Annotated in this window: 26 protein-coding genes; 11 read left to right on the plus strand and 15 right to left on the minus strand. The window is 67.8% G+C overall.

Translation table 11 applies throughout. The features are described from left to right. Nucleotides 1-2 precede the first annotated feature (2 nt). Nucleotides 3-500: a GtrA family protein gene (locus ACFXK0_RS04450; protein ID WP_379408331.1), complete on the plus strand. Its 498-nt coding sequence runs from the start codon at nt 3-5 to the stop codon at nt 498-500. A 3-nt stretch (nt 501-503) separates the two neighbouring features. Here ACFXK0_RS04450 and ACFXK0_RS04455 read toward each other — a convergent pair whose 3' ends face one another. Both ACFXK0_RS04455 and ACFXK0_RS04460 read right to left on the minus strand, forming a co-directional pair. Continuing rightward, entirely contained in the window at nt 504-1,136 is a 633-nt protein-coding gene (locus ACFXK0_RS04455) for a pyridoxamine 5'-phosphate oxidase family protein (RefSeq protein WP_379408332.1), read from the minus strand. Between the two features lie 168 nt (nt 1,137-1,304). Next, nucleotides 1,305-3,476, minus strand: coding sequence for a molybdopterin-dependent oxidoreductase (locus ACFXK0_RS04460; RefSeq protein ID WP_379408334.1), 2,172 nt, complete (start codon nt 3,474-3,476; stop codon nt 1,305-1,307). Nucleotides 3,477-3,654: 178 nt separating this feature from the next. On the opposite strand from ACFXK0_RS04460, the gene ACFXK0_RS04465 reads away from it, so the two are divergent. Then, entirely contained in the window at nt 3,655-4,062 is a 408-nt protein-coding gene (locus ACFXK0_RS04465) for a hypothetical protein (RefSeq protein ID WP_379408335.1), read from the plus strand. A 157-nt stretch (nt 4,063-4,219) separates the two neighbouring features. Here ACFXK0_RS04465 and ACFXK0_RS04470 read toward each other — a convergent pair whose 3' ends face one another. Continuing rightward, nucleotides 4,220-4,699 (minus strand): hypothetical protein, encoded by a 480-nt coding sequence (locus tag ACFXK0_RS04470; protein WP_379408337.1) that lies wholly within the window; start codon nt 4,697-4,699, stop codon nt 4,220-4,222. A 192-nt stretch (nt 4,700-4,891) separates the two neighbouring features. Here ACFXK0_RS04470 and ACFXK0_RS04475 point away from each other — a divergent pair, with 192 nt between their 5' ends. Continuing rightward, nucleotides 4,892-5,467 carry a DUF4282 domain-containing protein gene (locus ACFXK0_RS04475; protein ID WP_379408338.1) on the plus strand — a complete coding sequence of 192 codons (576 nt, stop codon included), beginning with the start codon at nt 4,892-4,894 and terminating at the stop codon, nt 5,465-5,467. 131 nt (nt 5,468-5,598) lie between these two features. Next, nucleotides 5,599-6,444: a helix-turn-helix domain-containing protein gene (locus ACFXK0_RS04480; RefSeq protein ID WP_379408339.1), complete on the plus strand. Its 846-nt coding sequence runs from the start codon at nt 5,599-5,601 to the stop codon at nt 6,442-6,444. On the opposite strand, the gene ACFXK0_RS04485 is transcribed toward ACFXK0_RS04480, so the two are convergent. Beyond that, complete coding sequence (locus ACFXK0_RS04485) at nt 6,428-6,847, minus strand: MarR family winged helix-turn-helix transcriptional regulator (protein WP_379408341.1); 420 nt, start codon at nt 6,845-6,847, stop codon at nt 6,428-6,430. The two genes, ACFXK0_RS04480 and ACFXK0_RS04485, sit on opposite strands and share 17 nt — an antisense overlap. 85 nt (nt 6,848-6,932) lie before the next feature. On the opposite strand from ACFXK0_RS04485, the gene ACFXK0_RS04490 reads away from it, so the two are divergent. Beyond that, entirely contained in the window at nt 6,933-8,414 is a 1,482-nt protein-coding gene (locus tag ACFXK0_RS04490) for an MFS transporter (RefSeq protein ID WP_379408342.1), read from the plus strand. Nucleotides 8,415-8,658: 244 nt separating this feature from the next. Here the strand turns inward: ACFXK0_RS04490 and ACFXK0_RS04495 are convergent, their stop codons facing one another. Beyond that, nucleotides 8,659-9,207, minus strand: a complete 549-nt coding sequence (locus ACFXK0_RS04495; RefSeq protein ID WP_379408343.1) for a dTDP-4-dehydrorhamnose 3,5-epimerase family protein — start codon at nt 9,205-9,207, stop codon at nt 8,659-8,661. Nucleotides 9,208-9,210: 3 nt separating this feature from the next. After that, complete coding sequence (rfbA, locus tag ACFXK0_RS04500) at nt 9,211-10,083, minus strand: glucose-1-phosphate thymidylyltransferase RfbA (protein WP_379408345.1); 873 nt, start codon at nt 10,081-10,083, stop codon at nt 9,211-9,213. Between the two features lie 597 nt (nt 10,084-10,680). On the opposite strand from rfbA, the gene ACFXK0_RS04505 reads away from it, so the two are divergent. Beyond that, nucleotides 10,681-11,736 carry an alpha/beta hydrolase gene (locus ACFXK0_RS04505; RefSeq protein WP_379408346.1) on the plus strand — a complete coding sequence of 352 codons (1,056 nt, stop codon included), beginning with the start codon at nt 10,681-10,683 and terminating at the stop codon, nt 11,734-11,736. Nucleotides 11,737-11,976: 240 nt separating this feature from the next. Here the strand turns inward: ACFXK0_RS04505 and ACFXK0_RS04510 are convergent, their stop codons facing one another. Then, nucleotides 11,977-12,678 carry a hypothetical protein gene (locus ACFXK0_RS04510; protein WP_379408347.1) on the minus strand — a complete coding sequence of 234 codons (702 nt, stop codon included), beginning with the start codon at nt 12,676-12,678 and terminating at the stop codon, nt 11,977-11,979. Between the two features lie 324 nt (nt 12,679-13,002). Here ACFXK0_RS04510 and rfbB point away from each other — a divergent pair, with 324 nt between their 5' ends. Continuing rightward, a complete protein-coding gene (gene rfbB / locus ACFXK0_RS04515; RefSeq protein WP_379408348.1) occupies nt 13,003-14,004 on the plus strand; it encodes a dTDP-glucose 4,6-dehydratase in 1,002 nt (333 codons plus the stop codon). 10 nt (nt 14,005-14,014) lie between these two features. Here rfbB and ACFXK0_RS04520 read toward each other — a convergent pair whose 3' ends face one another. After that, nucleotides 14,015-15,550, minus strand: coding sequence for a DUF2142 domain-containing protein (locus ACFXK0_RS04520; RefSeq protein WP_379408350.1), 1,536 nt, complete (start codon nt 15,548-15,550; stop codon nt 14,015-14,017). Further along, the gene (locus ACFXK0_RS04525; protein WP_379408351.1) at nt 15,547-16,515 is read right to left on the minus strand and encodes a glycosyltransferase; all 969 of its coding nucleotides are present in this window, start codon (nt 16,513-16,515) and stop codon (nt 15,547-15,549) included. Before ACFXK0_RS04525 ends, ACFXK0_RS04520 begins: the two co-directional genes overlap by 4 nt. Before the next feature lie 142 nt (nt 16,516-16,657). Between ACFXK0_RS04525 and ACFXK0_RS04530 the strand changes: the two genes are divergently transcribed. The 3 genes from ACFXK0_RS04530 (at nt 16,658) to ACFXK0_RS04540 (ending at nt 20,100) form a co-directional block, all read left to right on the plus strand. Next, nucleotides 16,658-17,182: a GtrA family protein gene (locus ACFXK0_RS04530; protein ID WP_379408352.1), complete on the plus strand. Its 525-nt coding sequence runs from the start codon at nt 16,658-16,660 to the stop codon at nt 17,180-17,182. 112 nt (nt 17,183-17,294) lie between these two features. Beyond that, a complete protein-coding gene (locus ACFXK0_RS04535; protein WP_379408353.1) occupies nt 17,295-19,193 on the plus strand; it encodes a glycosyltransferase in 1,899 nt (632 codons plus the stop codon). Between the two features lie 4 nt (nt 19,194-19,197). Beyond that, nucleotides 19,198-20,100, plus strand: coding sequence for a GNAT family N-acetyltransferase (locus tag ACFXK0_RS04540; RefSeq protein ID WP_379408354.1), 903 nt, complete (start codon nt 19,198-19,200; stop codon nt 20,098-20,100). A gap of 24 nt (nt 20,101-20,124) precedes the next feature. Here ACFXK0_RS04540 and rsgA read toward each other — a convergent pair whose 3' ends face one another. The 6 genes from rsgA to ACFXK0_RS04570 all read right to left on the minus strand — a co-directional run bounded on the left by rsgA (nt 20,125) and on the right by ACFXK0_RS04570 (nt 25,651). Further along, nucleotides 20,125-21,156 carry a ribosome small subunit-dependent GTPase A gene (gene rsgA / locus ACFXK0_RS04545; RefSeq protein WP_379408356.1) on the minus strand — a complete coding sequence of 344 codons (1,032 nt, stop codon included), beginning with the start codon at nt 21,154-21,156 and terminating at the stop codon, nt 20,125-20,127. A gap of 208 nt (nt 21,157-21,364) precedes the next feature. Next, nucleotides 21,365-21,901, minus strand: coding sequence for a hypothetical protein (locus tag ACFXK0_RS04550; RefSeq protein ID WP_379408357.1), 537 nt, complete (start codon nt 21,899-21,901; stop codon nt 21,365-21,367). A gap of 64 nt (nt 21,902-21,965) precedes the next feature. Continuing rightward, nucleotides 21,966-23,042 carry a glycosyltransferase gene (locus ACFXK0_RS04555; RefSeq protein ID WP_379408359.1) on the minus strand — a complete coding sequence of 359 codons (1,077 nt, stop codon included), beginning with the start codon at nt 23,040-23,042 and terminating at the stop codon, nt 21,966-21,968. Nucleotides 23,043-23,112: 70 nt separating this feature from the next. Further along, the gene (locus ACFXK0_RS04560) at nt 23,113-23,955 is read right to left on the minus strand and encodes an ABC transporter ATP-binding protein (RefSeq protein ID WP_379408360.1); all 843 of its coding nucleotides are present in this window, start codon (nt 23,953-23,955) and stop codon (nt 23,113-23,115) included. Between the two features lie 13 nt (nt 23,956-23,968). Then, on the minus strand, nt 23,969-24,793 hold the full coding sequence (locus tag ACFXK0_RS04565) for an ABC transporter permease (RefSeq protein WP_379408484.1): 825 nt from the start codon (nt 24,791-24,793) through the stop codon (nt 23,969-23,971). A gap of 276 nt (nt 24,794-25,069) precedes the next feature. After that, entirely contained in the window at nt 25,070-25,651 is a 582-nt protein-coding gene (locus ACFXK0_RS04570; RefSeq protein WP_379408361.1) for a bacterial proteasome activator family protein, read from the minus strand. Between the two features lie 86 nt (nt 25,652-25,737). Here ACFXK0_RS04570 and ACFXK0_RS04575 point away from each other — a divergent pair, with 86 nt between their 5' ends. Further along, complete coding sequence (locus tag ACFXK0_RS04575) at nt 25,738-26,940, plus strand: cysteine desulfurase-like protein (protein ID WP_379408362.1); 1,203 nt, start codon at nt 25,738-25,740, stop codon at nt 26,938-26,940. Nucleotide 26,941 lies beyond the last annotated feature (1 nt).

Below are 26,941 nucleotides of genomic sequence, written 5' to 3' on the forward strand. Positions count from 1 at the left end.
ACATGCATGGCGGGACACGTGACCGGTCTCGTACTCTTCCTCACGTGCAAGCCCAACCGCATCTGCCGCTTCCCGCCGAAATTCCGCTGGTCGACGAGCCCGGTGGAACGAACGTAGACCTGAAGACGCAGATCCTGCGGTTCACCCTCACCGGCGGGTTCTCCGCTGTGGTCGACTTCGGCCTGCTCACGCTGCTGTCGAACGTGCTCGGTGTGCCGGAGATCCTGGCGAAGGTGATCAGCTTCATCGCCGGAACCACCACCGCGTACCTGATCAACCGGCGCTGGACGTTCAATGCCGAGCCGAGCAGGGCGCGTTTCATCGCCGTTGTCGCGCTGTACGCGGTGACCTTCGCCGTGCAGGTCGGCATCTACGCGCTGCTGTACTACGCGCTCGATGATCAGTGGTGGCGTCAGCCGTTGGCCTTCGTCATCGCGCAGGGCACGGCGACCGTCATCAACTTCGTTGTACAGCGCGCGGTGATCTTCAAGATCAAGTAGGAGCTAGCCGGCCTTGGCCGCTGCTGGCTCGACCGCCTGCTTGTCCGCCTTGACGCCGAAGTAGTCCCCGCCCTTGGCGCGCGTGCTGTCTGTACCCCACACGCGCTGATCCCGATCGACCCTGACCATCTGCGGTATGTGCTTGCGGCAGTGGATGTAGGCCTCTTCGACGTCGACGACCACCCACACCTGCGACGCCTTGCCTCGCTCGGCGGCAGGCAGCCCATCGACGGTTTCGCGTAGCTCGCTGTCGGCGACCATGCGAGCCTTACCGTTGACGTGCAGCCCGATCAGGTCGCGGATGAAGTCGACCATCAAGATGCCCACATGCGGGTTCTCGAGGATATTGCCGAGGCTGGCCATTACTCCGTTACCTCGATATTCGGGGTACGCAATCGTGCGTTCGTCGATCACGTGCAGAAAACCCGGCGTTCCGGAGCGAAAGCTGGCATCGCATTCGCCGTGCGCGTCGGCGGTGGAGATGAAGGCCATGTCCATCCGCTTGACGAAATCGATCATCGAGGTGTTCAGATAGTCGATCACCTGCTCGTCGTAGAAGCGCTCGGCCCGATCGGCCGTGCCCAACGTGTCCTGGATCTCGTGTTCACCGTCGCTGCCGACGTTTCTTCCGGGCATCGGGCCCCCTCTGCTAGCCGAACCGGGTTATGTGGGTTTCGCTATCAAACCCCCGCTGTGACTGCAATCTCGCCCAGTGTAGGGGAGTACCGGCGGGTATGGGGCTTGTCCATTATTGCGAATGAGACGAAAGCCGGGTTTGCGCAAGGGTTTCCAGGTCAGGACTGATCAGGCTGGTCCGACCGTCACCGGTACCCCGTTGAACACCGCGGTACCCGAGATCGCGTCGACCACCGAATCATCGGTCAGCACATTGGCATTCACCCCGGCGTTCGCCGAGGCGACCGACTGGGTGACGCTGTCCGCGTGGCCCCAGCCGTGCGGCAGGCTCACCACGCCGGGCATGATCGCCTGCGTCAGTTCCACCTGCACCGTCAACGCCCCTGCCGCCGAGGTGATCTCGGCCCGCTCGCCGAGACCGAGCCTGCTCGCGTCGTCGGGATGGACCTGCAGCGTGCAGCGATTGGACCCGCCGACGAGGCCTGCGATGTTGTGCATCCAGCTGTTGTTGGAGCGCAGTTGTCTGCGCCCGATCAGCACCATCTCCGGTGCGGTGGCACCGAGCCCGGCGCTCAGCCGGTCGACGTCGGCGAGCAGCTGCGGCGGAGCCAGCTCGACCCGCTTGGACGCGGTGCGCAGCACGCCGGGCAGCCGTGGCCGCAATGGCCCGAGGTCGATGCCGTGTGGGTTGTCGAGCAGGGTGCGCAGGCTCAGCTCGCCGCCGTTCCAGGCACCGTAGGGGCCGAGCTTGAGCATCAGGTCGATGCGCTGTTCTGTGGTGTCGGCGCCGGTCAGCTCGTCGCGCCGGTCGCTCATGCCCGCCTTGTGCAGCATGCCCGCGATGACCAGTTCGTCGACGACGGCGAGCGGGCTCTCGGCGCCGGTGCCAGCGTGCGGCTGCCCGCTGACGGCGGCGGCGAGCCTGGCCAGCACGGCCGATTCCGACGGCCTGCCGTCCAGCGGTACCAGCGGCTGCGAATACCGCGCGTAATTACGCACCGCGAACTGCAGCAGTGCGAAGTCGTAGTGCGGTGACTGCACCGAACGCGGCGGCGGCAGGATGACGTGCGCGTGCCGCGTCGTCTCGTTGACATAGCGATCCACGCTCACCATGAAGTCGAGCCCGGCCAGTCCCTTGTCCAGCCGCGCGCCGCTCGGCGCCGACAGCACGGGATTGCCCGCGACCGTCACCAGCGCCCTGATCTGCCCCGGACCTGGGGTTTCGATCTCGTCGGCGAGGGTGGCGACGGGCAGTTCGCCCATCACCTCGGGCAGCTCGCGCACTCTGCTGGTCCAGCGTCCCGGCCGGAACGGCCTGCTGCGCGCGATCCCGCCGGCCGCCGCGGTGGCGAACATGGCGCCGCCGGGGGAGTCGAGATTGCCGGTGACGGCGTTGATCGCGTCGACCAGCCACTGGGTGACGGTGCCGAACTCGGCGGTGCAGGTGCCGATCCTGGCGTACACGGCCGCCGTCGGCGCCGCGGCGAGCTCGCGGGCGAGCGCGCGAATGATGTCGGCGGGCACGCCGGTGCGCGCGACCACCGATTCGGGGGTGAACTCCTGGGCCGCCGCGCGGAGCTCGTCGAGCCCATCGACCTCGACGGTGACGGTGACCAGGTCCTCGGCGAAGAGCGTGTGCAGCACCGCGAACAGCAGGTAGGCGTCGGCGCCGGGGCGGATGAACAGGTGCTGGTCGGCGAGCGCGGCGGTTCTGGTGGCGCGCGGGTCGACGACGACGAGTTTGCCGCCGCGGGCGCGCAGCGCCTTGAGCCTGCCGGGGAAGTCGGGCGCTGTGCACAGCGAGCCGTTGGATTCGAGCGGGTTGGCGCCGAGCATCAACAGGAAATCGGTGCGGTCGAGATCGGGCACCGGCACGGTGAGCGGGTCGCCGAACATCAGCCCGGCGGCCACCTGCTTGGGCATCTGGTCGGCGGTGCTGGCCGAATAGATGTGCCTGGTGCTCAGCGCGCGGATCAGCGCGGGCAGATACAGCGCGCCCGCGACCGTGTGCGCGTTGGGATTGCCCAGGTAGATGCCGCTCGCGCCGCTGCCGTGCGCGGCGGCGAGCTCGGCGAAACGGGCCGCGATCAGGTCGAAGGCCTCGTCCCAGCCCGCCTCCCGGAATCCGGCGCCGTCGCGGATCAGCGGGGTGGTGACCAGGTCGGGGTCGTTGTCGAGCTGGCCGAAGCTGGCGCCCTTCGGGCACACGAAACCCTTGCTGAACGGGTCCTCGCGGTCGCCACGGGCCGAGAGCACCCGGTCGTCCTCGCCGAGAGTTAGAGTGAGACCACAGACGGCCTCACACAGCGGACAGGTGCGCAGCAGCGTTCGTGGAGCCATGCCCCATCCTTACGCCGCACCGCGCTGCCCCGTCGGGAAACGCCGAAAGCCGTCGCGGGCGCTCAGTGCGCCCATTTCTACCGTGCTCGAAAGCTGTTCTAAGCCAACATTATTGGGGGCATGACAGGAAGAACGATCGTTCTAGGATCACCCGTGCAGGGGCTATCGAGAGGGAACAATGCGTACTGTCAAATTTGTCACCGGGGCCACCGCTCTCGCCACCGTCGCCTTCACGCTGCTGGCGGGCACCGCCTCGGCCGCGCGGACCGCGGAGGCTGTGGCCGGCGCCGACAACATCACCGTGTCGATCAACAACACCGATGACGCGTGCTGGTCGGGCACGATCATGCTGGACGAGATGCTGCAGCAGTCCATCCTCACCGTCGACAAGCCGTCCGCGGTGCTGGCGAACGTCGAGGCGGGCAGCCACCGGGTGCGGGTGCACCTCTACGTCGGTGAGGGCGACACCTGCAGCGTCAACACCCCGGCCGTCGAACTGCTCGACACCACGGTCACCGTCGGCGCGGCGGGCAACCCGATCCAGGACCTGCTCGACGCGGGCAGCTCGGCGCTCGGCCTGAAGTAGTTCATCGCGGGACCGGTACGGGCCGGGCAGGCGGATGTCGACCGCCTGCCCGGCCCGTCTGCTGTCCGGCGGCGGTATCGGCGGCCGGAAACGCCGAAAACCCGCGAGTGCGACGCCGGGGATCGCGTCGCTCTCGCGGGTTACGGAGAAGCTGTGCCTAGCAGGCCACCGTCAGCGCGGTGCGCTTGCGGGAAGTGGCGGCGCGCACGGCGGCACCGAGCGCGACCACCGGCGGGACCCAGCGGGCCTCGGTGGGGGCGACGCCCCAGGCGGCCGAACCGGCGGCGAGCTGGGTGGGCGGCAGCGGGATGCTGGCACCGTCGGTGTGCACGATGACGCCGGCCTCGCGCATGGCCTCGATCGCCATGGCGGCCTTGCGGACGCCGGTGACCAGGTGGATCTCGCGACGCTGCTGGCCCGGGATCTCGATCACGGGGCCGGAGAGGTTGTTGGCACGCAGGAAGCGACGGACCTCGCCGGCCATCTCACCGGTGATCTCGATGGCCGAGACCTCGTCGTCGGTGATCAGGCACAGGCCATTGGCCGTTTCGGCAACCGTCCAACCCCGCGCGGTGTACTCCTGCGCGGCGGCACCTTTCTCGGCGGCCGTGGTTGTGGTCGGAAACGTCGTGCGCACTGTGTTCTCCATTCCCCGGAAGAGCTCTGTTCTGCGTTCATGGGCGTATCGGTACGGGGTGGCCGTCGTGTTACGCCGTAGCCGAAAAATATTCGAGACTGTTCGGTAGGTCTCAGTTCGATCACCTTCGCTATCGCAGGTTGTGCTCGCGCAGGGTTGGCGTGGGGGGTTAAACGGGGCAGGATTCGGTACATGACCGACGTTCCGGGCCCCACCCCGTCGACCGAGGAGGACGCCGAGGAGTTCGAGGCCGAATCGCGGTGGCTCTCTTGGAAAGAGACCGCCGTGTTGCGTTCGGCGCCCAAGCCCCCGCGGATCGATTCCGATGACGAGGAGTCCTTGGCCGAGCCGTTCCGCAGCACCGGCTCGGCCAAGCAGTGGGCGGCCGAGGTGGCGCGCTCGCTGCTCGACGTGCAGTTCCGCCGTCCGGCGACCAGGACCCTGCTGCCGCTGGCCTACATCCTCGGGGTGGTGTCGTTCGGTATCGGTCTGCCGGTCGCGCTGACGGTGCTGATGTGGCGGGCCTCGGTGCTGCTCGGCATTCTCGCGGCCTTGGTCGCGGTGCCGCTTGGTCTGACCATCGCGGCCTCGGTGCGGTTGATGCTGGAGTTCGCCGACAATGCCGCGCGGCTGGCCGGACGGGTCGAGCACATCAGCGAGCTGGCCGACGGTCTGTTCCAGGCGCTCTCGGATGTCGCCGAACCGGTCAACCAGCTCTCCGAAGACGTTCGTGCCGTGCAGTTCTGGCGGTTCAGGAAGAAAAAATAGGGGGCCAGGGCATTGCACGATGGCCGATTCATTGTGAAACAATTCGTACGCGGATCCGATGACATGTCAGGTTCGTAGGGCGGCCTCCGAAAGGTATGGGGGAGGCCGGATTTGGATACAGGGGGGAAAGTATGGCTTCACCGCAGGGTGTTACCGGTTCGACCATGCCGCGGCGGCAGCTGGGCAGGCACTTGCGTGACCTGCGCAATCAGGCGCGGATGACGACCAGGACGGCTGCCTCGAAACTCGAGTGGTCGGAAGCCAAGATCTGGCGGATCGAAACCGGGCAGACCTCGTTGCGCAGCCTCGATGTCGAGGCGATGTGCAAGGTCTACGGCGCACCGGCCGAGCTGATCGAGCCGCTGGCGGCGCTGGCGCGCGAGACCAAGGCCAGGGGCTGGTGGACCTCCTACGGCGATGTGATTCCGGAGGGATTCGAGGTCTACATCGGTCTGGAGGAGGCCGCGACGGGCCTGTCGATCTACGACAACGGCCTGGTCCCGGCGCTGGTGCAGACCGAGGATTACACCAGGGCGCTGCTCGAGCAGTCCGTGCCCGGCCTGACCGAGGCCGACCTGGAGCGCAGGCTCGAGGTGCTGCGGGCCAGGCAGGCCCTGTTCACCAGGGCCGATTCGCCGCTGCGGTTGCACGTCGTGCTCACCGAAGCGGCGCTGGCGGCCCGCATCGGCGCCGAACGGGTGACCGGCGCGCAGCGCGCGTGGCTGCGCGAGCTGGCCGAGCGCGACAATGTGCGCGTCCAGGTGCTGCCCGGCGACGCCGGCTACCACGCCGGCCTGGAATCGGGCCGGTTCGTGATCCTGGAATTCGGCGTCGACGGTTCGCTGGACCGGCCGGAACCGTCGGTGGTCTTCGTGGAGACCTTCGCCGGCTCGGCCTACCTGGACAAGGCGGCCGAATTCGACCGCTATCGCGTCGCGTTCACCGATATCGCCGCGGCAGCTACGGGCACGCCGTAGTCCGGTCCCAGGAATCGGCGAGCACCGCGCGGTGCGTGGGCAGGGCCTGGTCGTAGACCGCCCTGCCCTTCTCGGTCAGGCGGACGAAGATGGCGCGGCGGTCCTCGGCGCACATGGTGCGCTCGACCAGGCCGTCGCGTTCCAGCCGGGCCACCGCGCGGGAGAGCGCGCTCTGGCTCAGGTGGATGTCACCGGCCAGATCTGTCATGCGGTACTTCTGACATTTCGCGTCGACCAGGCGGTCCAGGGTCTCGAATTCGCTGAGACCGATGCCGTGGTCGTGGAGCGCCTTCTCCAGCGCGCAACTCACCGCGGCATGCCGGGTGAGTAGTTCGCGCCACTGGCCGACCAGCTCGGTGGGCGCTTCGTTGCGCCGAGCTGTCGTGGTGGCCGGGTTCGACATGGGGCCATCTTAGTGGTCCTCGGTTCTTCATGCAACTGCATTAAATGCGTTGGCATTTGATGCACACGCATGTAATGTCCTCCGCATGACTTCGCCAGCAACGCTTTCGGCCGCAGATCAGGCGACCGATCCGACCAGATGGTCTGCCCGGCTCTGGGGCATGCTGATCACCCTGTGCATCGTCTTGTTCCTCGACGGTCTCGACGTTTCGATGATCGGTGTCGCGCTGCCGTCCATCGGCGCCGAACTCGATCTGTCCACCTCCACCCTGCAATGGCTCGTCAGCGGCTACGTCCTCGGCTACGGCGGCCTGCTGCTGCTCGGCGGCCGCACCGCCGACCTGCTCGGGCGCCGCAAGGTCTTCCTCATCGCGCTCGCCGTCTTCGCGGTCGCCTCCCTGGTCGGCGGCCTGGTCAGCGACCCGGCCCTGCTGATCGTCACCCGATTCATCAAGGGCCTGGCCGCCGCCTTCACCGCCCCGACCGGCCTGTCGATCATCACCACCACCTTCGCCGAAGGAAAAGCACGCAACAAGGCACTGTCCATCTACACCGTGTTCGGTGCCGGTGGTTACTCCATGGGCCTGCTGTTCGGCGGCCTGATGACCGGCGTCGGCTGGCGCTGGACCTTCCTGCTGCCGGTCCCCATCGCCCTCGCCGCCCTGGTCGCCGCCTTCGCACTGGTGCCCAAGGACGGCAAAGCTGAAGAAGGCGGACACGATCTGTTCGGCGCGCTGCTGTCCACCGCGGGCATGCTGCTGCTGGTCTACACCGTGGTCACCGCGCCGGAAGTCGGCTGGACCTCGCTCCGCACGGTCGGCTCGTTCCTCGCCGTGATCGCCCTGTTCGCCGCGTTCGTGATCACCGAACAGCGAGTGAAGCACCCGCTGGTTCGCCTGGGCATCCTGCGCAAGGTGTCACTGGTGCGGGCCAGCCTGGCCATCATCGCCGTCGCCGGCTCCTACTTCAGCTGGCAGTTCATCGTCACCCTGTACATGCAGGACACGCTCGGCTGGTCGGCGCTGAAGCTGGCCATGGCACTGCTGCCGGTGGGCATCCTGGTGGTCGGCTCGGCCTTCTTCTCCGAGAAACTCATCGACCGCTTCGGCACCGGACCGGTCATCGCGGTCACCATGTCGGTGATGGCCATCGGCTACCTGCTGTTCCTGCGGGTCGACACCGCACCGGACTACCTGACCGTGCTGCTGCCCGCCATCCTGCTGATCGGCATCGGCTGGGTCGGCTTCCCCGCCATCAATGTGCAGGCCACCAGCGGAATCGACGACGACGAACAAGGCCTGGCCGCCGGTGTGCTGCAAACCTCCATGCAGGTCGGCGCGGCCATCGTGCTCGCGGTGACCACCGCCATCGTCACCTCCGGCACGCACGCCGCCGGAGCGACCCCGCAGCAGATGCTCGACACCTACCGGCCCGGCCTGCAATTCGCCGCGGGCGTCACCATCGTCGGCGCACTGGTCGCCCTGACGGTCTTCCTCCCCCGGCGCACCCGTTCACGGGTCGTCGAAGCACCGACAGAAGCCCAGGAGAAGGTCCTGGAAGCTGTGTAATTGGCGGCTGGCGCCGCAGGGGTTTTCGGCCGCTTGGGAGCGAGGCGGCCGAAAACCCGTTGTCCGGTGGCGGTTCGTGAAGCGTGGGCTTCATGGGCCGCCTTCGGCGTTTCAGGGGAGTCGGGTGCGGCTCGGCGTCGCGGCTCGGGTGTGAGGCGGTCGAAAACTTGTGGTGGTCGGTGGCGGCTCGTGGAGGCGTGGCTTCGTGGACCGTCTTCGGCGTGTCAGGAGAAGTCTGGCAGGGTCAGGAGAAACCTGGTGCCGCTTCGTCTTTGGCGGAGCGGATGTAGGTGAGGGGGCGGCCGTCGCGGCCCTCGGTCGGCCAGTCGATGGCTAGGCGGGGGTCGAAAGCGTCCATGTCGCGGTCGAATTCGGGGGTGTACTCGAGTGAGCACAGGTAGGTGACCGTCGAGTTGTCCTCCAGCGAGAGGATGGCGTGGCCAAGGCCCTCGGAGAGGAAGACCGAGCGGCGGTCGACGTCGTCCAGCAGGACCGAATCCCAGCGGCCGTAGGTCGGCGAGCCGGCCCGCAGGTCCACCACGACGTCCAGGAATGCTCCGCGCACGCAGGTCACGTACTTGGCCTGGCCGGGCGGGTCCTCGGTGTAGTGGATGCCGCGCAGCACGCCTGCCGCCGAGATCGAGGTGTTCACCTGGTGCAGTTCCAGCGGGCGGCCGGTGGCCTTCTCGAACTCCGAGGCCTTGAACGACTCGCAGAACATGCCACGCTCGTCACCGAGCAGGCGCGGGGTCACCACCCAGGCGCCGGGGATGGCCAGTTCACGAATATCCATGCGTTACCAGTCTTTTCCGCGGTCGATCAGGTCGAGCAAGTAGCGGCCGTAACCCGAGCGGACCATCGGTTCGGCGAGCGCGCACAGCTGCTCGTCATCGATCAGGCCGCGCCGCCACGCCACCTCCTCGGGCACGCCGATCTTGAGGCCCTGCCGTTCCTCGATGGTGCGCACGTAGTTGGCGGCGTCGAGTAGCGAGTCGAAGGTGCCGGTGTCGAGCCAGGCGGTGCCGCGGGCGAGCACGTCGACGCTGAGCTTGCCCTGCTCCAGGTAGGCGCGGTTGATATCGGTGATCTCGTACTCGCCGCGCGCCGACGGCCGCAGCTCGCGGGCGATCTCGACCACGTCGTTGTCATAGAAATAGAGGCCGGGGATCGCGTAGTTCGAGCGCGGGGTCTTCGGCTTCTCCTCGATCGAGACCGCGCGACCCTGATCGAACTCCACCACGCCGTAGGCGGTCGGATCACTGACCCAGTAGGCGAAGACCGCGCCGCCGTCGATGTCGTGGAAACGCTCCAGGCTGGCGCCGAGGCCGGGGCCGTGGAAGATGTTGTCACCGAGGACCAGCGCAGCGGGTTCGGTGCCGATGTGATCGGCGCCGAGGACGAAGGCGCGGGCCAAGCCGTCGGGTTCGGGTTGCACCACGTAGCTGATCGAGACGCCGAACTGGCTGCCGTCACCGAGCAGCCGGGCGAATGCGTCGGCGTCCTCCGGTGTGGTGATCACCAGAATGTCGTCGATGCCGGCCAGCATCAGCGTGGACAACGGGTAGTAGACCATGGGCTTGTCATAAACCGGGACGAGCTGCTTGCTCACCCCGCGCGTGATGGGGTGCAGCCGCGAACCGGTGCCGCCCGCCAAGATGATTCCGCGCATGGCTCGAGTCTATTTGCGGCTGGCGCCGCGGGGTTCTCGACCCCTTGGGCAGGGTTATTTGCGGCTGGCGCCGCGGGGTTCTCGGCCCCTTGGGCCTCACTCCCGAGGGGCGATACTCCGGCTTCGCCGTTACGTCTCGCCCCTCGGGAGCGAGGCGGCCGAGAACCCGTGGTGGTGGCGTGATCGTGGAACCTGCGCGCGCCAGGCGAGTGCCGCTGATATTCGGCCAGGTCGGGCTCGGTGTGGGTGGAACCCGCGCGCGCAAGGCCGGTGCGGGCGGGCGGCGCGGTTGAGCCGTGGTGGCGGCGTAATCGTGCAATTCGGCTGCTTTCAGTCGGAATACTGACTGGTGGGCGGTGGATTGCACGAATACGCCGGTCGATCGTGGGGGTCACTCGTCGGCGCCGGGGAGGGCACGATCTGGCTACGGGCGTTTCGGGGATGGGCGTGTCGGGCGATAACTGGTGCAGAGACGGCGTTCTTCTGATTATGTGAGCGTCGATGTGTGAAACATCACTATGTTAGATGTCAGCGTGGACATCCGTGCCGGGTCATCCGGGGTGGGGGTCGACGCGCCAGCTGTGAGGTAGGTGCGCGATGAAGGCGACCAGGATCGGTGGGCCCGGTGTGATGGGTGCGCTCGCACCCGCTGCCCCGGTGAAATCCGGCGACAAGCGGCCCGACCAGGGCATCATCGTGAACTCCGGCCGGACCAGCACGTCCTCGCGGGTGCTGATGGGCGCGTGCCTCGGCGTCATCGGACCGCTGCTGCGCACTGTCCCGATCAACCGGGCGACCGTGCCGATCGGCGCCGTCGCGGTGGATCTGCTGTCCCGGTTGCGGCCGGAACCGCATGGCATCGAGCGCGAGCAGATCCAGCTGGACGGCTTCAAGATGGAGATGATCCGTCCGGCGGGTGCTTCGCGGGCGCTGCGTCACGGGGCGCTGCTGTACATGCACGGCGGCGGGTTCGCGGTCTGCGGGCTGGAGACCCATCGTGCGATCGCCGCTGGTCTGGCCCGCCGGACCGGACTGCCTGTGCTCAATGTCGAGTACCGGCAGCTGCCGGGTCGCTCGATCGACCAGGCCATCGACGACTGCGTGCTGGCCTACCGCTGGCTGTTGCGGCACGGCGCCGACCCCGGCCGAATCGTATTCGCCGGTGACTCCGCGGGCGGCTTCTTGACCTTCGCGACCGCCCTCCGCGCACGCGATATCGGGCTGCCGCTGCCCGCGGCGCTGGTCGGGCTGAGCCCGCTGCTCGACCTGGATTACCAGGCCAAGCAGGGCTATGTGAATGTCGACCGGGACGCCTACATCCCGCTGAAGGGTCTGGAAGCGGTGGTGCGGATGGGCGCGGAATACCACGGCCCGCTCGACCCGCGGCTCTCGCCGGTCAACGCCGACCTCGCCGGGCTGCCGCCGGTACTGCTCATCGCCGCCGAGGACGAACTGCTGCGCTACGACTGCGAGCTGATGGCCCACCGGCTCACCGCCGCAGGCGTGCCCAACTCGCTGGAACTGTGGCGCGGTCAGGTGCACGCCTTCATGAGCATCCTGCCGAGCATGCCCGAGAGCCGCTCGGTGCTCGGGCGGGTGTCGAAGTTCGTGCGCACCGCGGTCGAACCAGCCCAGCGGGCTCGTACAGCCTAGGGCTGCCGGATCCGCTCAGCTGGTCCGGTCACGACCGGCCCGACGGGCCGCTGCTTGCCTCGGCTGGTCCCGGTCTCGACCGCCCCGACGAGCCGACTGCTTGCCTCGGCTGGTTCCGGTAGCGGCCGGCCCGACGAGCCGGCTACCGGCCTGGACAAACGGCCCGGTCGCCGCCACCTCTCGCTCGAGAGGTGGCGGCGACCGGGTGAAACCCGCGGACCGAAGAGTCCGCGCGCGAACCTACTTCTTGGCCGGGGGGACGAACGGCGAGTTGACGATCGAGAAGTAGTTGATGACCTCGGCCACCGCGACCGGCGCGACGATCAGAATGGTGCCGACGACGCCGACGAAGCTGGCCAGCGCGGCCGCGCCGACGATGCAGCCGATGATCGGGCCACCGCCCAGCATCGCGGCGATGGGCGCGGTGGCGGCCAGGCCGAGCGCGCCACCCAGGACACAGCCGACGACGCCGCCGAGGACCGTGGTGGTCAGGCCGGCCAGGGTGGCGGCCAGGCCGATGTTGTCCTTCATGCGGGAGAAGGCGGCCTTCTCGCGCTCGTACTCGTTCTTGAATTCGGCCTGGTCCTCGAAGGGCAGCGCGACCGGCTTGTAGACGGCGTGCTGCTCGTCGAGCTGCGGGGTCAGGATCGCGGTGCGGTCGGAGATCTGCGCGGCGACGGGGATCTCGTAGTCCATGACCTGCAGCGTCAGCGGACCACCGGCCATCACGGTGCCGTCGCTGGCCTTGATCTGCAGGCGGCCGTTCTCGGCGACGATCGAACCGGAATCGGTGGTCAGTTTCAGCGCGCCGTTCGCCTCGTCGATCTCGTAGGAGACGTTGACGGGCAGCGGAGCGACGGCCACCGGCTCGGCGTGCGCGGTGCCTGCGGCGACGCCCATGGCAGCGATCAGCAGCGCCGAGGTGGCGGCGAACTTCCTCATCAGCATTTTCGTTGAACCTCGATGTGTGGAACGTTTTCGGAGGGGACGCGATGATCAAAATCCGCTCCAGCTAACGATCGGTGAACCGGCTGTGACCGTTCATTCAAATTCCGTTCACCGCGGATACTCCGGCGCTCGTGCGAGCTCGGAAACCTGAGTGTTGACCGGCCGCTTTCTCAGGAATGCCGACGCGAACTCTTAACCTAGAGCGCTCCACTGTGACTGACATCACGGTGTAAAACCCTGGAGTCCGTCCGCGCGGCAACACTTTCCGCAGTTCGCCCTGGCTTCGGTGCCGCGCGGCGAGCACGTATCGTTGGTTCGGTGCGAGTGCTCGTAACCGGCGGGGCCGGGTTCATCGGTGCGAATTTCGTCCAGCAGACCGTGGCCACGCGCCCGGATGTCGGGGTGACGGTCCTCGACGCCCTCACCTACGCGGGTAATCGCGCCTCGCTGGACGCCGTGGCCGACCGCATCGAATTCGTGCACGGCGACATCGCCGATCTCGACCTGGTCGACAATCTCGTCAGCGGTGTCGACGCGGTGGTGCATTTCGCGGCCGAATCGCACAACGACAACTCCCTCGCCGAGCCGTGGCCGTTCGTGCAGACCAATATCGTCGGCACCTACTCGCTGCTGCAGGCGGTGCGCCGCCACGACGTGCGCTACCACCACGTCTCCACCGACGAGGTCTACGGCGATCTCACCGCCGATGACCCGGCGTTCACCGAAACCACCGCCTACAACCCGTCGAGCCCGTATTCGGCGACCAAGGCAGGCAGCGATCTGCTGGTGCGCGCCTGGACCCGTTCCTTCGGTGTGCGCGCGACGCTGTCGAACTGCTCCAACAACTACGGCCCGTATCAGCACGTCGAGAAATTCATCCCACGCCAGATCACCAATCTGATCGACGGTGTGCGCCCCCGCCTGTACGGCGCCGGTCATCAGGTGCGCGATTGGATTCACGTCGACGATCACAATCGCGCGGTCTGGGACATTCTCGACCGCGGCCGGATCGGGCAGACCTATCTCATCGGCGCCGAGGGCGAACTCGACAATCTCAGCGTCGTGCAGCTCATCCTCGAGGCCTTCGGCCGCGCGCCCGACGACTTCGATCACGTGACCGATCGCCCCGGCCACGACCAGCGCTACGCCATCGACGCGAGCCTGCTGCGCAGCGAACTGGGCTGGTCACCGCGCTACGCGGACTTCCGCGCCGGCCTGACCGACACCATCGCCTGGTACCGCGCCAACGAGGACTGGTGGCGGCCGAAGAAGGCCGATACCGAACGCGCCTACGCGGCCGCCGGGGAAAAGACGCTGTAGCCGCCGGCAATCATCCCCACACGACGGTGTAATACGTGGCGACAGCGCCGATCAGAGCGAATACCGACGCGCTGGTGATGGTGATCGCGGTGCCCCTGGTCGGTGTTTTTCCGCCGGAATCGGTGAGCCGCAACGGCACCCACCGCGCCACCACGGCGAGACCGAGGATTGCCAGCGGCACGAAATACCGGCCCTGCACACCGTCGATGATGTAGAAATCGACCGGCGTGAACGACATGTACAGCGTCACATAGATCATCGCGACACTGGCCAGAATCGTCAGCGCGACGATCAGGGTGCGCCGGAAAGTGGCTGTCGCCGTACTCATCCGCTCGGCGATACCGAAACTCACCGCGAACGCGATCAGGCACGCCAGCATCGACACCGCGGGCACATCCACATACGCGAAACCGAGTTCACCGAAGAATTGGTTGAACCAGCGGTGATCACGCAACGCGATGCTCTCGCCGAAGGTGTGCACGAATTGCACGGGGTCGCTGAGAATTCCGGTCAGCTGATCACCGGGACGGACCTGGCCCCACTGGTGCGGCGGGCGCATCAGGCTCATGCCGTCACCGGTCGGCGCGGCGATCTTGGTCCAGGCCAGGAACAGGGCAGCACCGGTCGCGGCGAAGATCCACGGGATGAACTTGCGCTTGCCGGTGAAACCGAGCCGCTCGGCGGGCACCACGACGACAAGCATCGCCAGTAGGACATAGGTCGGCTTGCTCAGCGGCAGCGCGATGGTCGCCGCGAGCAGCGCGCCGACCTCCATCGGCCGCAACCGGTCACCGACGAACAGTGCCTTGAGCAGCAGCGCCGAGACCATGATGGCCAGCGCGTTGGTGAGCGTGTCCGCGGTGACCGTGCCCGCCTGGAACAGCGCGATCGGCAGCACGGCGACGGTGAACACCAGCCACTGGCTGCGCCGCTCGCGCAGCGCGTAGAGCCCGAACCCGACCACCGCGAGGTAGGCGGCGAGCCCGGCCAGGCGGGTCAGCAGGTACATCCCGCCGACGGTGAGCCCCAGCGCCTCGCCGAGCCGGATACCGATCGCGGCAGGCACGTAGGCCACCGGCGAGTAGGCGGCGGTGTTGGTGAACCACATCTGCTTGGTGGCCGCGGAGATCTCCGCGTCGCGCAGGCGCTCGTAGCCGGCCGGGTCGGCCACCATCGCGTCGGGCTCGTCGGGGTTGTTGTTGTAGTCGCGGAAGGCGAAATCCATCAGCGCGTCCACGCTGACCGGGATCGGGCCGCCGTAGGCGACGCCGCGGTCGTCGGCGATGCGCTGCGGGAACACCCCGCCGTGCGCGACCTGATAGGCGCGGCCGAACTGGGTCAGCTCGTCGTGGCCCCAGAACGGCGGGGTCAGCACGGCGAAGATCGCGCCGAAGACGGTGGCGACCACCGCGAAGGCGACCGTCGCGGCGCCGAAACGGCGGGTCAGCGCCTGCAGCGGCGCGAGCGCGCGGGCCTTCACACTCGGTGCGGCGGTGTCGTCTGTGCTGAGCTCGACGGTGGTGTCCGGCTCGGTGGAGGTGGTCACCGCCGGTCTCCGGCCGCGATGTCCTCGCGCACGCCGGCGGCCGAATAGCGCAGGTAGATCAGGCGCGCGGCTTCGTGCCGGGAGCGGCGGATGCCGTCGAGGATCAGGCCCGCGGTCCAGGCCAGGCTGCCCAGCAGCACCAGGGTGAACCCGAGGAACAGCGTCGGGAACCGGGCCACCTCGTGGGTGTTGTAGAAGTCGATCACGATCGGCACGGTCAGGATGATCGAGACCAGCCAGGTGATCGTGCCGAACAGGCCGTAGAACGCGACGGGGCGCTCGTGCCTGGCCAGCCCGAGGATCAGGGCCAGGATCTTGGTGCCGTCGCGGTAGGTGCGCAGCTTGGACTCGCTGCCGGCCGGGCGGTCACGGAAACCCACCTGCACCGCGGTCTGCGGCACCCGCAGGTGCAGCGAGTGGACGGTCAGCTCGGTCTCGATCTCGAACTCGCGCGAGACCGCGGGGAAACTCTTGACGAACCGGCGCGAGAACACCCGGAAACCGCTGAGCATGTCCTCGACGTTCTCGCCGAACACCTTGCCGACCACGCCGTTGAGCACCTTGTTGCCGGTCTCGTGACCGGAGCGGTAGGCGCTGGCATCGGCGGCGTCCTGCTTGCGCACACCGAGCACGTGGTCGTAGGGGCCGTCGAGCAGCGTCTTGATCATCAGCGGGGCCGCCGACGCCTCGTAGGTATCGTCGCCGTCGATCATCAGATAGACGTCGGCTTCGATGTCGGCGAAGGCGCGGCGGACCACATTGCCCTTGCCCTTGGTGTTCTCGTAGCGCACGATCGCCCCGGCCTCGCGGGCGCACTCGGCGGTGCGGTCGGTGCTCAGGTTGTCGTAGACGTAGACGACGATCCCCGGCACGGCGGCCTTGAGGTCGGCGACGACCTTGGCGACCGCGGCCTCTTCGTTGTGGCAGGGGACCACGGCGGCAATGCGAAGCTCGGTGGAGTCCACCCGGGTCAATCCTCGGTGTGTAGGCAGCAATGGGTCATCGGGAGGGTACCGGATGTGTTTTTGGAGCGCTGGCGCGCGACCCGCCGCTGCGCGGCGGATCCCTCCCCGAGGTCGGGATGTGGTGGTCGGTTAACGTCGGGGCGTGTCACAGCCTGTTGAGCCGTCCGCTGCCTCGTTGTTGTCGAGGGTGGTGACGGGGTTGCGGCAGGGGGCCGCGTTCCTCGTGGTGGGGGCGATCGGGTTTCTCGTCGACGCGGGGACCTACAACCTGCTGGTGTTCTGGGGCGGCGGATTCTCCTTCTCCGAAGGTGTCCTGTATCACTCTCCGCTACCGGCCAAGATCATCGCGATCGTGGTCGCCACGGTGGTCACCTACTTCGGGAACAAGTGGTGGACCTTCTCGCACAAGAAGACCGACAACCCTGGTCGCGAATACCTTCTGTACTTTTTGTTCAACGTCGTCGCGATCGGCCTGCAACTCGGCTGCCTCGGCTTTTCCCGCTATGTCCTCGATCTGTCGAGCCCGCTGTCGGACAATATCTCCGGCACCCTCATCGGCCAGATCGTCGCGGTCGTATTCCGCTATTGGGCCTACGACAAATTCGTCTTCACCGGCTCCGCGGCTACCGAGGAGCAACACGCGCGGGGTGCGGCTACCCCTCACTGACGACGCGCGGGTGCCGGGTGATTGATATCCTCACCCCCGCCCGCCGCGCCGCCCATTTCTTTACGTGACTGCTTGCGTCGGCGCAGTCGATACCGAGAATTTCGAGGACTTCATGGAAAAGTCGGCTACGGGAGCCGTGACCGAATCGAACGATCGACGCGAGGCCGCGCCCGCCTCCCTACGGGGTGAGCACGTGGCGCCCGACCGGCTGGTACTGGCCCGCGGCATCTTCACCGGCCCCTCGGCCAAGATCAGCGACGAGCTCTACGCGGTCGTCAAGGGGGGTGCCGCGGTGCGCGAGCGGCATTCGCTGCGGCTGCCCAAGGGCGCGACCGCCCACACCAACACCTACTTCGGCCGCTTCGCCGCCAGCTACTGGCAGCGCTGGACCACGGTCACCGAGGTCAAGGCCAGTGCCGTGCTCGAGGTCGCTGGCAAGGCGAACATCCGCCTGGTCGCCTCCGACATCGCCGGTCACCGCCGCATCATCGCCACCGCGGTCGCCACCGCGAGCGGTCAGGTCAGCCTGGCGGCGCCGCTGGATCAGTTCGTCGACGGCGGCGCGCTGTGGCTGGAGTTCGACGCGATCGGCGGCGAGCTGGCCATCACCGAACTCGCCTGGACCGCCCCCGCCCCGGAGACGGTCCGGCCGGTCGCCATCGCGATCTGCACCTTCAACCGCGCCGAGGACTGCGCGCACACCGTGGCCGCGCTGGCCTCGGACCCGACCGTGCTGGCCGCCATCGACGCGGTGTACGTGGTGGACCAGGGCACCGACCTGGTGGAGAACCGCCCGCTGTTCCAGCAGGTGCTCCCCGACTTCGGCGACAAACTGCGCTACCTGCGCCAGCCCAACCTGGGCGGCGCGGGCGGCTTCACCCGCGGCCTCTACGAGGTCTCCGCGGCCAACGAGCACGCCGACGTCATCCTGATGGACGACGACATCCTCTGCGAGCCCGAGACCGTCCTGCGGCTGCAGGCCTTCGCCAACCTGACCGTCGAACCGACCCTGGTCGGCGCGCAGATGCTGTTCCTGCTCAACCCCGACTACCTCAATGTCGGCGCGGAGGAGGTGCACCTGCACGAGCTCAAGCACGGCCAGAAGGTGCCCAAGGCGCTGCGCAACACCTCCATGCTCAAGAAGAACCAGGAGCGCCGCGTCGACGCCGGCTACAACGCCTGGTGGACCTGCCTGATCCCGGCCGAGGTCGTGAAGAAGATCGGCCTGCCGGTCCCGATCTTCTTCCAGTGGGACGACGTGGAGTACGGCATCCGGGCGCGCGAGCACGGTTTCGTCACCGTCACCCTGCCCAACGCCGCGGTCTGGCACGCCGACTTCTACTGGAAGGACTACGACGACTGGGCGCGCTACTTCTCCACCCGTAACTCGCTCATCGTCGGCGCCCTGCACACCGATCTCGACGGCAAGGCCATCACCAGGGAGTTCTTCCGCTACATCGCCGAGCACCTGGTCGGCATGCAGTACGGCCTGGTGCACACCACGTTGCAGGGCATCGAGGACTTCATGAAGGGCCCGAAGGTGCTGCGTGACGGCGGCATCGACGCCCTCGCCGCCGCCCGCGGCACCCGCAACGACTACCCGGAGACCATCAAGCACCCCGCGGCCACTCCGCCGGTGAACTCCGCCGACATCCAGATCCGCCGGGCCAGTGGCGAGCCGAGCCGGGTCACCCTGGTGCTGATCAAGCGCGCGATCACCCAGTGGACCGGGCGTACCCAGCCCGGCCTGATCGGCGTCACCCGCGAGGACGCGCACTGGTGGCATGTCGGCCTGTTCGACCATGTGGTCGTCACCGACGCCTCCCAGTCCGGTGTCCGGGTCCGCCGCCGTGACAAGGCCCGCGCCCGCGCCCTGCTCCTGCGCGCCTACCGCACGCTGCGCAAACTCCGCAAGGAACTCCCGGCTCTGCAAGCCGAGTACCGCGCCGCCGTCCCGGAACTCACCAGCCGCGAGAACTGGGCGCGCCTGTACGGGATCGACCCGAGCTGATCGGATGACCCGCTCCGTCCGGCCCGCCTCCGCCACCGACGCGGAGGCGGCCACCGGACTGCTGGCCGAGCTACACGCGCATTTAGGCGTGCACCGCCCGGCCGACCTGCTGCGCCGCACGCGCCGGCTGTCCCGGTTCGACTACGGGAAAGCCAACCCGCCGCCGCTGCTGCTCGTCGACGATGACACCCCGATCGGCTTCGCGACCTACGACCTGTTCGCACCGAGCAAGTGGTGGGCGGGCAGCCTGCGGATCTCGGAGTTCCTGGTGACCTCCTCGGCCCTGGGAACCGGCGCGGGTGCTGTCCTGCTGGCCGAACTGCACGAGATCGCGCGCACGGCCGGGGTCGCGGTGAGCGAACCGGACGAGGTGTGCACGACCGAGGAGCGCTACATCGGCTCCCATGTCATCAACTTCGACTATGAGCGGCGCCGCGCTGGGCACTGGATTTCGCTGCGCGCCGACGCGGCCGAGAACGGCTGGCCCACACCACGACTCGACGACCGGTGGCACACCGAACTCCACGACGATCCCGAACCCGGCCACCTCTACGCCGAAGGCGAGGTGCCGTTCCTGCTGCTGCCCGACGGCCGGGTCGTCACGGCGCGGTTCCGGACGATCTACGTCGAGGAGTACCTCGGCCACGGCTCGCAGAACCGCTGGACCCTGGCGCTGGCCGGTCGTGCGCTGCGCACGAACGGGAAACTGCTGATCGACCACAGCTGGTCACGCGCGGAAAACCGGCCCGCCCGGGCGGTGCCCGTGGACGGCGGCCACCTGATGGTGAACTACGCCTACTACGACAGCAACCACTTCGGCTCCGACTCGGGCACCATCGACTACCTGATCGACCTCGCCGCGCACACCGTGGCGCAACGCGAACATCTCACCTTCGAACCGGACTGACCGGATCGAAGGTGAGCTGCTCGCTCAGCGACGGCCGCGTTCGCGGTAGTTCCGGCGTTGCTGCTTGGCGATATCGCGCCAGACCCGCTCCCGTTCGGCGGCGAGGCGCTTGTCGGTGCGGGTGGCCATCCACTCGTTCTCCCTGGCCAGCTTGCGATAGCTGGTCAGCCTGCGTTCGCTGAGCGTGCCGTCGGCCAGGGCGGCGCGGATCGCGCAGCCGGGCTCGGTCTCGTGCCCGCAGTCGGCGAAACGGCAGTTCTCGGCGAGGGATTCGATATCGCTGAATGTTTTGCCGATGCCTTCGGCGGCGTCGTACAGGCCGACACCGCGCAGGCCGGGAGTGTCGATGAGCGTGCCACCGCCGGGCAGTGGGCGCAGTTCCCGGTGCACGGTGGTGTGCCTGCCCTTGCCGTCCACCGCGCGAACGGCGTTGGTGGCGAACACTTCCGCGCCAAGCAGCGCGTTGGCGAGGGTGGACTTGCCCGCGCCGGACGGCCCGATCAGGGCGACGGTTCCGTTGAGCACCGCGGCGAGTACATCCAGGCCGACCTCCGCGGCGGCACTCACCGCCAGCACGGTCACCCCAGGCGCGACGGCCCGTACCGCGTCGAGCGGAATATGCTCCGCCGCATCAGCTTTGGTGAGCACGATGACCGGCTGGGCATGGCTCTCCCAGGCCAGGGCGAGCATGCGCTCGAGCCGGCCCAGGTCGACGTCACCGTCGGCGGCGGTACAGATCAGCACGGTGTCGACATTGCTGGCCAGCACCTGCGCCACCGACCGCCCCGAGACCGAGGACCGCACGATCGCCGAACGCCGTGGCAGCAGTCGCCGCACCGTGCGTTCGGCGTCGAGGCCGACCCAGTCGCCGGTGCACAGGCCGGTGATATCGCGGGAACAGGCGGCCCTGGCCGGGCCGGTGGGTGTCACCACATCGCATTCACTGCGATCCATCCGCACGATCCGCGCGGGCACGAGAGCGCCGAGCAGGGGGAGATATTCGGAAGCTACGGCTTCGGTCCAGCCGTAGGGGATGAGCAGGTCGTGGTCGACCATGAGGGAAATCCTTCGCCGGGGCCGAGCCCGACGGCGGGCTCAGCGAGAAGAGTTCGAGGGGGAGTCCACAGCGGTGGCGTGCGTACGCACAGCGCACCCGGGCACGGCAATCCTCACCACGGACATCCACCTCCTCATCTCGCTCGCTGGTTCCCTCACTCTGCCCCACGGCGACGCACCCCGGCAACCGATTTTCCGGAGCGCGGGACTACGGGACGAAGACCTCGGTGGTCTGGGGCAGGTTGGGCTTGTCGGTACGGAAAGTGACCTGGACCCGGCCGGGTCCGGTGTGCACGACCAAGTCCTGGACCGGGTAGGTGCTGGTGTTGTTGGCGGGGATGAAGCGGGTCACCGAGCCGGTGGCGCCGTTGTCCAGGTTCCGCCAGTCGACGACCATGTTCACATCGCACGCCAGCACGGTGGGTGCCCAGTTGCCGAGCGGGGAGAAACCCTGCGAGACGATCAGCGCGATGCTGTGGGTGGCACCGGGTGCCACGCTCGGGGACGTGAGCGGCCCGTCGAACGCGGTCCCCGAGACGTTGAGGATTCCGGCGCAGATGCCATTGCCCACGGTCAGCACCGGTGCGGTGCGCAGCTCGTTCATCACGCAGCTGCGCGGGCCCACATTGGACCAGCCGAGCTGGCAGGGGTCATCGGCGTGCGCGGTGCCCGGCGCCGCCAGGCACAGTGCGGCACCGGCGAGCACGGTCGCGGCAGCGGACGCAAAACCCTTAGTGGAAGTCACAGTGTGAATCGTAGGACGAACGGCCCGTCATACCTAGCGTGTACAACCCCCGAGTTTCGGGGGGCTACTGCGGCTTGCCGAAGTGCTCGTTGCGGCCGAGCGAGCGCAGCCGGAACCATTCCTTGAGGCCGGCCGGGTCGCGGCGGGTGACCAGGAAGAACCAGGAGAACCGGATCCATTCCTGCGGCAGCAGCTTGCGCATACCGGGCTGCGACATCAGGTAGCCGCGATTGCGGTAGGTGAAGTAGCGCTTGACCGGGTCGTCCGGGTACTGGGTGTGCATCCGGCCGCCGAGAATCGGCTTGAACTCCTCGGCGCCGTTGGGGTGCAGGTAGGCCGTCTGCAGACAGGTGCCGAACGGCAGCCCCGACCGCACCAGCCGGCGATGCACCTCGACCTCGTCACCGCGCACGAACAACCGCAGATCGGGCACCCCGATCAGGTCGACGGCCTTGGCCGAGATCAGCGCGCCGTTGAACAGCGAGGCGATGCCGGGCAGGAAGTCCTCGTCGCCCAGCTCCGAGCGCAGCCGCCGCCACACCACGCCGCGGCGCAGCGGGAACGCGAGCCGGTCGGGTTCGTCGATATCGCAGACCACCGGCGACACCTCGACCAGATCGTGCCTGCGCGCGCAATCGATCAGCGTGGCGAGCACGTCGGGACCGTCGGGGCGGCCGTCGTCATCGGCCAGCCACACCCAGTCCGCGCCCTGGGTGAGCGCGTGCAGCATGCCGAGCGCGAAACCGCCCGCGCCGCCGAGATTGTGGCGTGAACCCAGATAGGTCGCCTCGATCGGCTGCTGGGCGACCAGTTCGGCCACCGCGTCCTCGTTGGCGTTGTCGACGACGATCAGATGATCGATCGGACGCGACTGCGAGGCCAGCACTTTCAGCGATTCGGCGAGCAGCTCACGGCGCTTGTGCGTGACCACGACGGCGATGATCCGCGCGGTCGGGCCGGTCTCGGTGCTCAGGTCGGCCGGTTCCGCGCCCGCGGGCAGGTCGGCATCGTCGGGCAGCACCGCGGCGGGCTCGACGGGAGCCACCGTCGACGCCTCCAGCCGGTCGGTCATGCTGAACCCGCCGGGAACACTCGACTGGTCCGCACCCGCTGCCGCCTCCGGCCGTTGACCGCTGCTCATGCTGTGACTCCAGGCATGCTCGGACGGCCTACGTGGTTACGCTGCGCTGCCGCCTCCGGCCGTTGACCGCTCATGCCTTGTTCTGCTCCAGTTCCTTCTCGCCCGCCGCGCCGTCGGCGCCCTCGGTCTCCAGTTCACGCAGCACCTGTGCCACATGGTTACCCGCGTCGGGACCTTCGTACGCTCGCACAACTTCTTCGATCCCGCCGTGCAAGCGGATCTGTCCGTGATCGACCCACATGGCGGTGTCGCAGAGCTGGGCGAGGAACTCATTGGAGTGGCTGGCGAAGACCAGGATGCCCGAGCGCGCCACCAGCGACTGCAGCCGCGTGCGCGCCTTCTTCATGAACTCCGCGTCGACCGCGCCGATGCCCTCGTCGAGCAGCAGGATCTCGGGGTCGATCGAGGTGACCACACCCATCGCCAGACGCACCCGCATGCCGGTGGAGTAGGTGCGCAGCGGCATCGACAGGTACTCGCCGAGCTCGGTGAAGTCGGCGATCTCGTCGATCTTGGACAGCATCTGCTTGCGGGTCTGCCCGAGGAACAGGCCGCGGATGATGATGTTCTCGTAGCCGGAGATCTCCGGGTCCATGCCGACGCCGAGGTCGAACACCGGGGCCACCCGGCCGCGGATGCGGGCACTGCCACGCGAGGGCTCGTAGATGCCCGACAGCAGCCGCAGCAAGGTCGACTTACCCGCGCCGTTGTGCCCGACCAGGCCGACCCGGTCGCCTTCCTTCAACGACATGGTGATGTCACGCAGCGCCTCGACCACGACCACATCGGAGCTGTTGCGCCCGATCGCGCCACCTGCCTTGCCGAGGAACGCCTTCTTCAGCGACCGCGACTTCGCGTCGAAGATGGGGAACTCGACCCACGCCTGCTGGGTTTCGATACTCACACGGCTCATCGCCTGATAGCTCCTAAACCCAGTACGGGACGCGGGCACGGTACTGCTTGAGCGCCAGGATCGCCACGACCCAGCCGACCACGGTGATCGCGCCGACGATCGCCCAGTGATGCCATTCCGACGGCTCGCCCAGCAGCGGCGCGCGCACGATCTCCAGGTAGTGGAAGGTCGGCACGATCTCGATCAGCTTGGCGCGGTCGCTCATGCCGACCGAGCTCTCCAGCGCCTTGGTCGACCACATGACCGGGGTCAGCACGAACAGCATCAGCGTCATCGAGCCGAGGATCGGGGCGATGTCGCGGTAGCGGGTGGAGAAGATGCCGAACACGATCGAGACCCACATGGCGTTGAGGAACAGCAGCAGGATGGCCGGGACGACCAGCACCACCGACCAGTCCAGGTTCCGCCAGATCGAGAACGCCACCAGCAGCACCGCGTAGATCGCGGCATTGTGGATGAAGAACAGGAATTGCCGCCAGACCAGGCGATATACGTGCACGCTCAGCGCCGACGGCAGCTGTTTGATCAGGCCCTCGTTGGCGATGAACACATCGGAGCCCTCGAGGATCGCCGCATTGATGACGTTCCAGACGATCAGGCCGACCGTCACATACGGCAGGTACTCGCTGATCGGCTGGTTGAGCAGCGTCGAATACAGCAGACCCATCGCCAGTGCCTGCAGACCGGTCGCGATGGTGATCCAGAACGGGCCGAGCACCGAGCGGCGGTAGCGCTGCTTGATGTCCTGCCAGCCCAGCGACAGCCACAGCTCGCGCTGACCGAAGCCGTCGCGCATGTCCTTGAACGCCCGCTTGAAGGTCTGCGAGTCCGACACCATCGGGGTCGTGACCAGCAGGGGAGCGTCGGTCGTGTGCTCGGCTTCGGCGATCTCGGCGAGTTCGGATTCGGTCACCGAGGGGTTGTCGTCAGATTGCACAGGGCTCTCTTCGGAACGAGCGGCAGCAGCGGGCACGGTCCCCGACCTTACAGGGTTGGACCTCGGCCGGTGCCGGGTGTACAGGCGGCCAACTGGCGTAATCGTGCAATTCGTGCACCCGCAGTCGATATACCGACTGAGCGGCGCCGGATTGCACGATTACGCCGCCCGAACACCTCACAAATACTGCCCGCCCCCCACATGCCCCGTCGCCTTCGGGTCCCCGGCGTGCATGCCGGGCGGCAGCGCGCCCTGGCGCATCTGCTCGAGCTGGGCGCGCGCGGCCATCTGCTGGGCGAACAGCGCGGTCTGGATGCCGTGGAACAGGCCCTCCAGCCAGCCGACCAGCTGGGCCTGGGCGATCCGCAGCTCCGCGTCGGAGGGAACGGACTCGTCGGTGAAGGGCAGCGTCAGCCGTTCCAGCTCCTCACGCAGCTCCGGGGCCAGGCCCTGTTCGAGTTCGCGGACCGAGGACTTGTGGATCTCCTTGAGCCGCGAGCGGCTGGCGTCGTCGAGCGGAGCCGCGCGCACCTCCTCGAGCAGCTGCTTGATCATGGTGCCGATGCGCATCACCTTGGCCGGTTGCTCGACCATGTCGGCCAGCGACTCCTCGGCGGAGTCGTCGTCCGGCTTCTCGTCGTCGGGGACGACCTGCCCGGTGAAGGCGGCCGCACCGTCGGAGTCGGCAGGCACCGTGACCGGACGCCCGTCGGGGCCGATCACGACGATGGATTCGGGGACATCCTCCGAGTGCGTCATGTCCCCATCATTGCGCGTGTGTCGGGTTCGCGCTAAAACCCCCACGCGGTTACATCGCGACGCCCGCTGCCCTTAAAGTGGCCACCATGACTTATGACGTCGCGAGGGTTCGGGGCCTGATACCGTCCCTGGGCGACGGCTGGATCCATCTGGACCCGCAGGCGGGGATGCTGGTTCCCGATTCGGTATCTCGTGCCGTCTCAACGGGTTTCCGTACTTCCTCGTTCTCCCACATCGGCCGCCACGGTGCGGCGACCCGCAGTGGCGCGATTCTCGACGCCGCCCGCGAGGCGGTCGCCGATCTGGTCGGTGGAGATCCCGCCGGCGTCGTACTCGGACCCGATCGGGCGGTGCTGCTGGCCTGGCTGGCGGAATCATTGAGCTCGCGCCTCGGCCTCGGCACCGGCATCGTGCTGTCCCGCCTGGACGACGAGGCCAATGTCGCGCCCTGGCTGCGCATCGCCAACCGCTACGGCGCGCATGTGCGCTGGGCCGAGGTGGAGATCGAGACCTGCGAGATGCCGTCGTGGCAGTTCGAGGAGCTGATCGGCCCGACCGCGCGGCTGGTCGCGCTCACCGCGGCGTCCCCGATCGTCGGCTCGGCGCCCGCCGTGCGGGTGGCCGCCGACCGGGTGCACGACGTGGGTGGGCTGCTGGTCGCCGACGCGTTCGGCGCCGCGCCGTACGCGCTGATCGACATCGACGAACTCAATGCCGATGTGGTCGCGCTGAGCGCGCCGTCGTGGGGTGGCCCGCAGGTCGGCGCGCTGGTCTTCCGCGATCCGGCCTTCCTCGACCGCATTCCGTCGATGTCGCTCAACCCCTATGCCAAGGGCGCTGAACGCCTCGAGGTGGGCGGGCATCAGTACGCGCTGCTGGCCGGGCTCACCCAGTCGATCGACTTCCTGGCCGGGCTCGACGACCGCGCCACCGGTACCCGCCGCGAGCGCCTCGAGGTGTCGATCACCTCGCTGCAGGACTACCACGATCAGCTCTTCGACCACCTCATGCAGGTGCTGGAGAAGGTCGACAATCTCACCGTCATCGGCCGGGCGTCCACCCGCATCCCCACCGTCAGCTTCACGATGGCCGGGATGCAGGCGGAGAAGGTGGCGGCCAAGCTGGCCGACGGCAGGATCGGGACGGTCAGCGGGGTGCACGGCGGCAGCAGGCTGCTGGACGCGCTGGGTGTCAACGACGAGGGCGGCGCGGTCACCATCGGTCTCGCGCCCTACACCACCCGCTACGAGATCGATCAGCTCGGGCGGGCGCTGAGCGCGCTCGAGTAGT

The sequence above is a fragment of the Nocardia sp. NPDC059177 genome, from assembly GCF_042755165.1.
In the GTDB taxonomy this organism is placed as follows: Bacteria; Actinomycetota; Actinomycetes; order Mycobacteriales; family Mycobacteriaceae; genus Nocardia.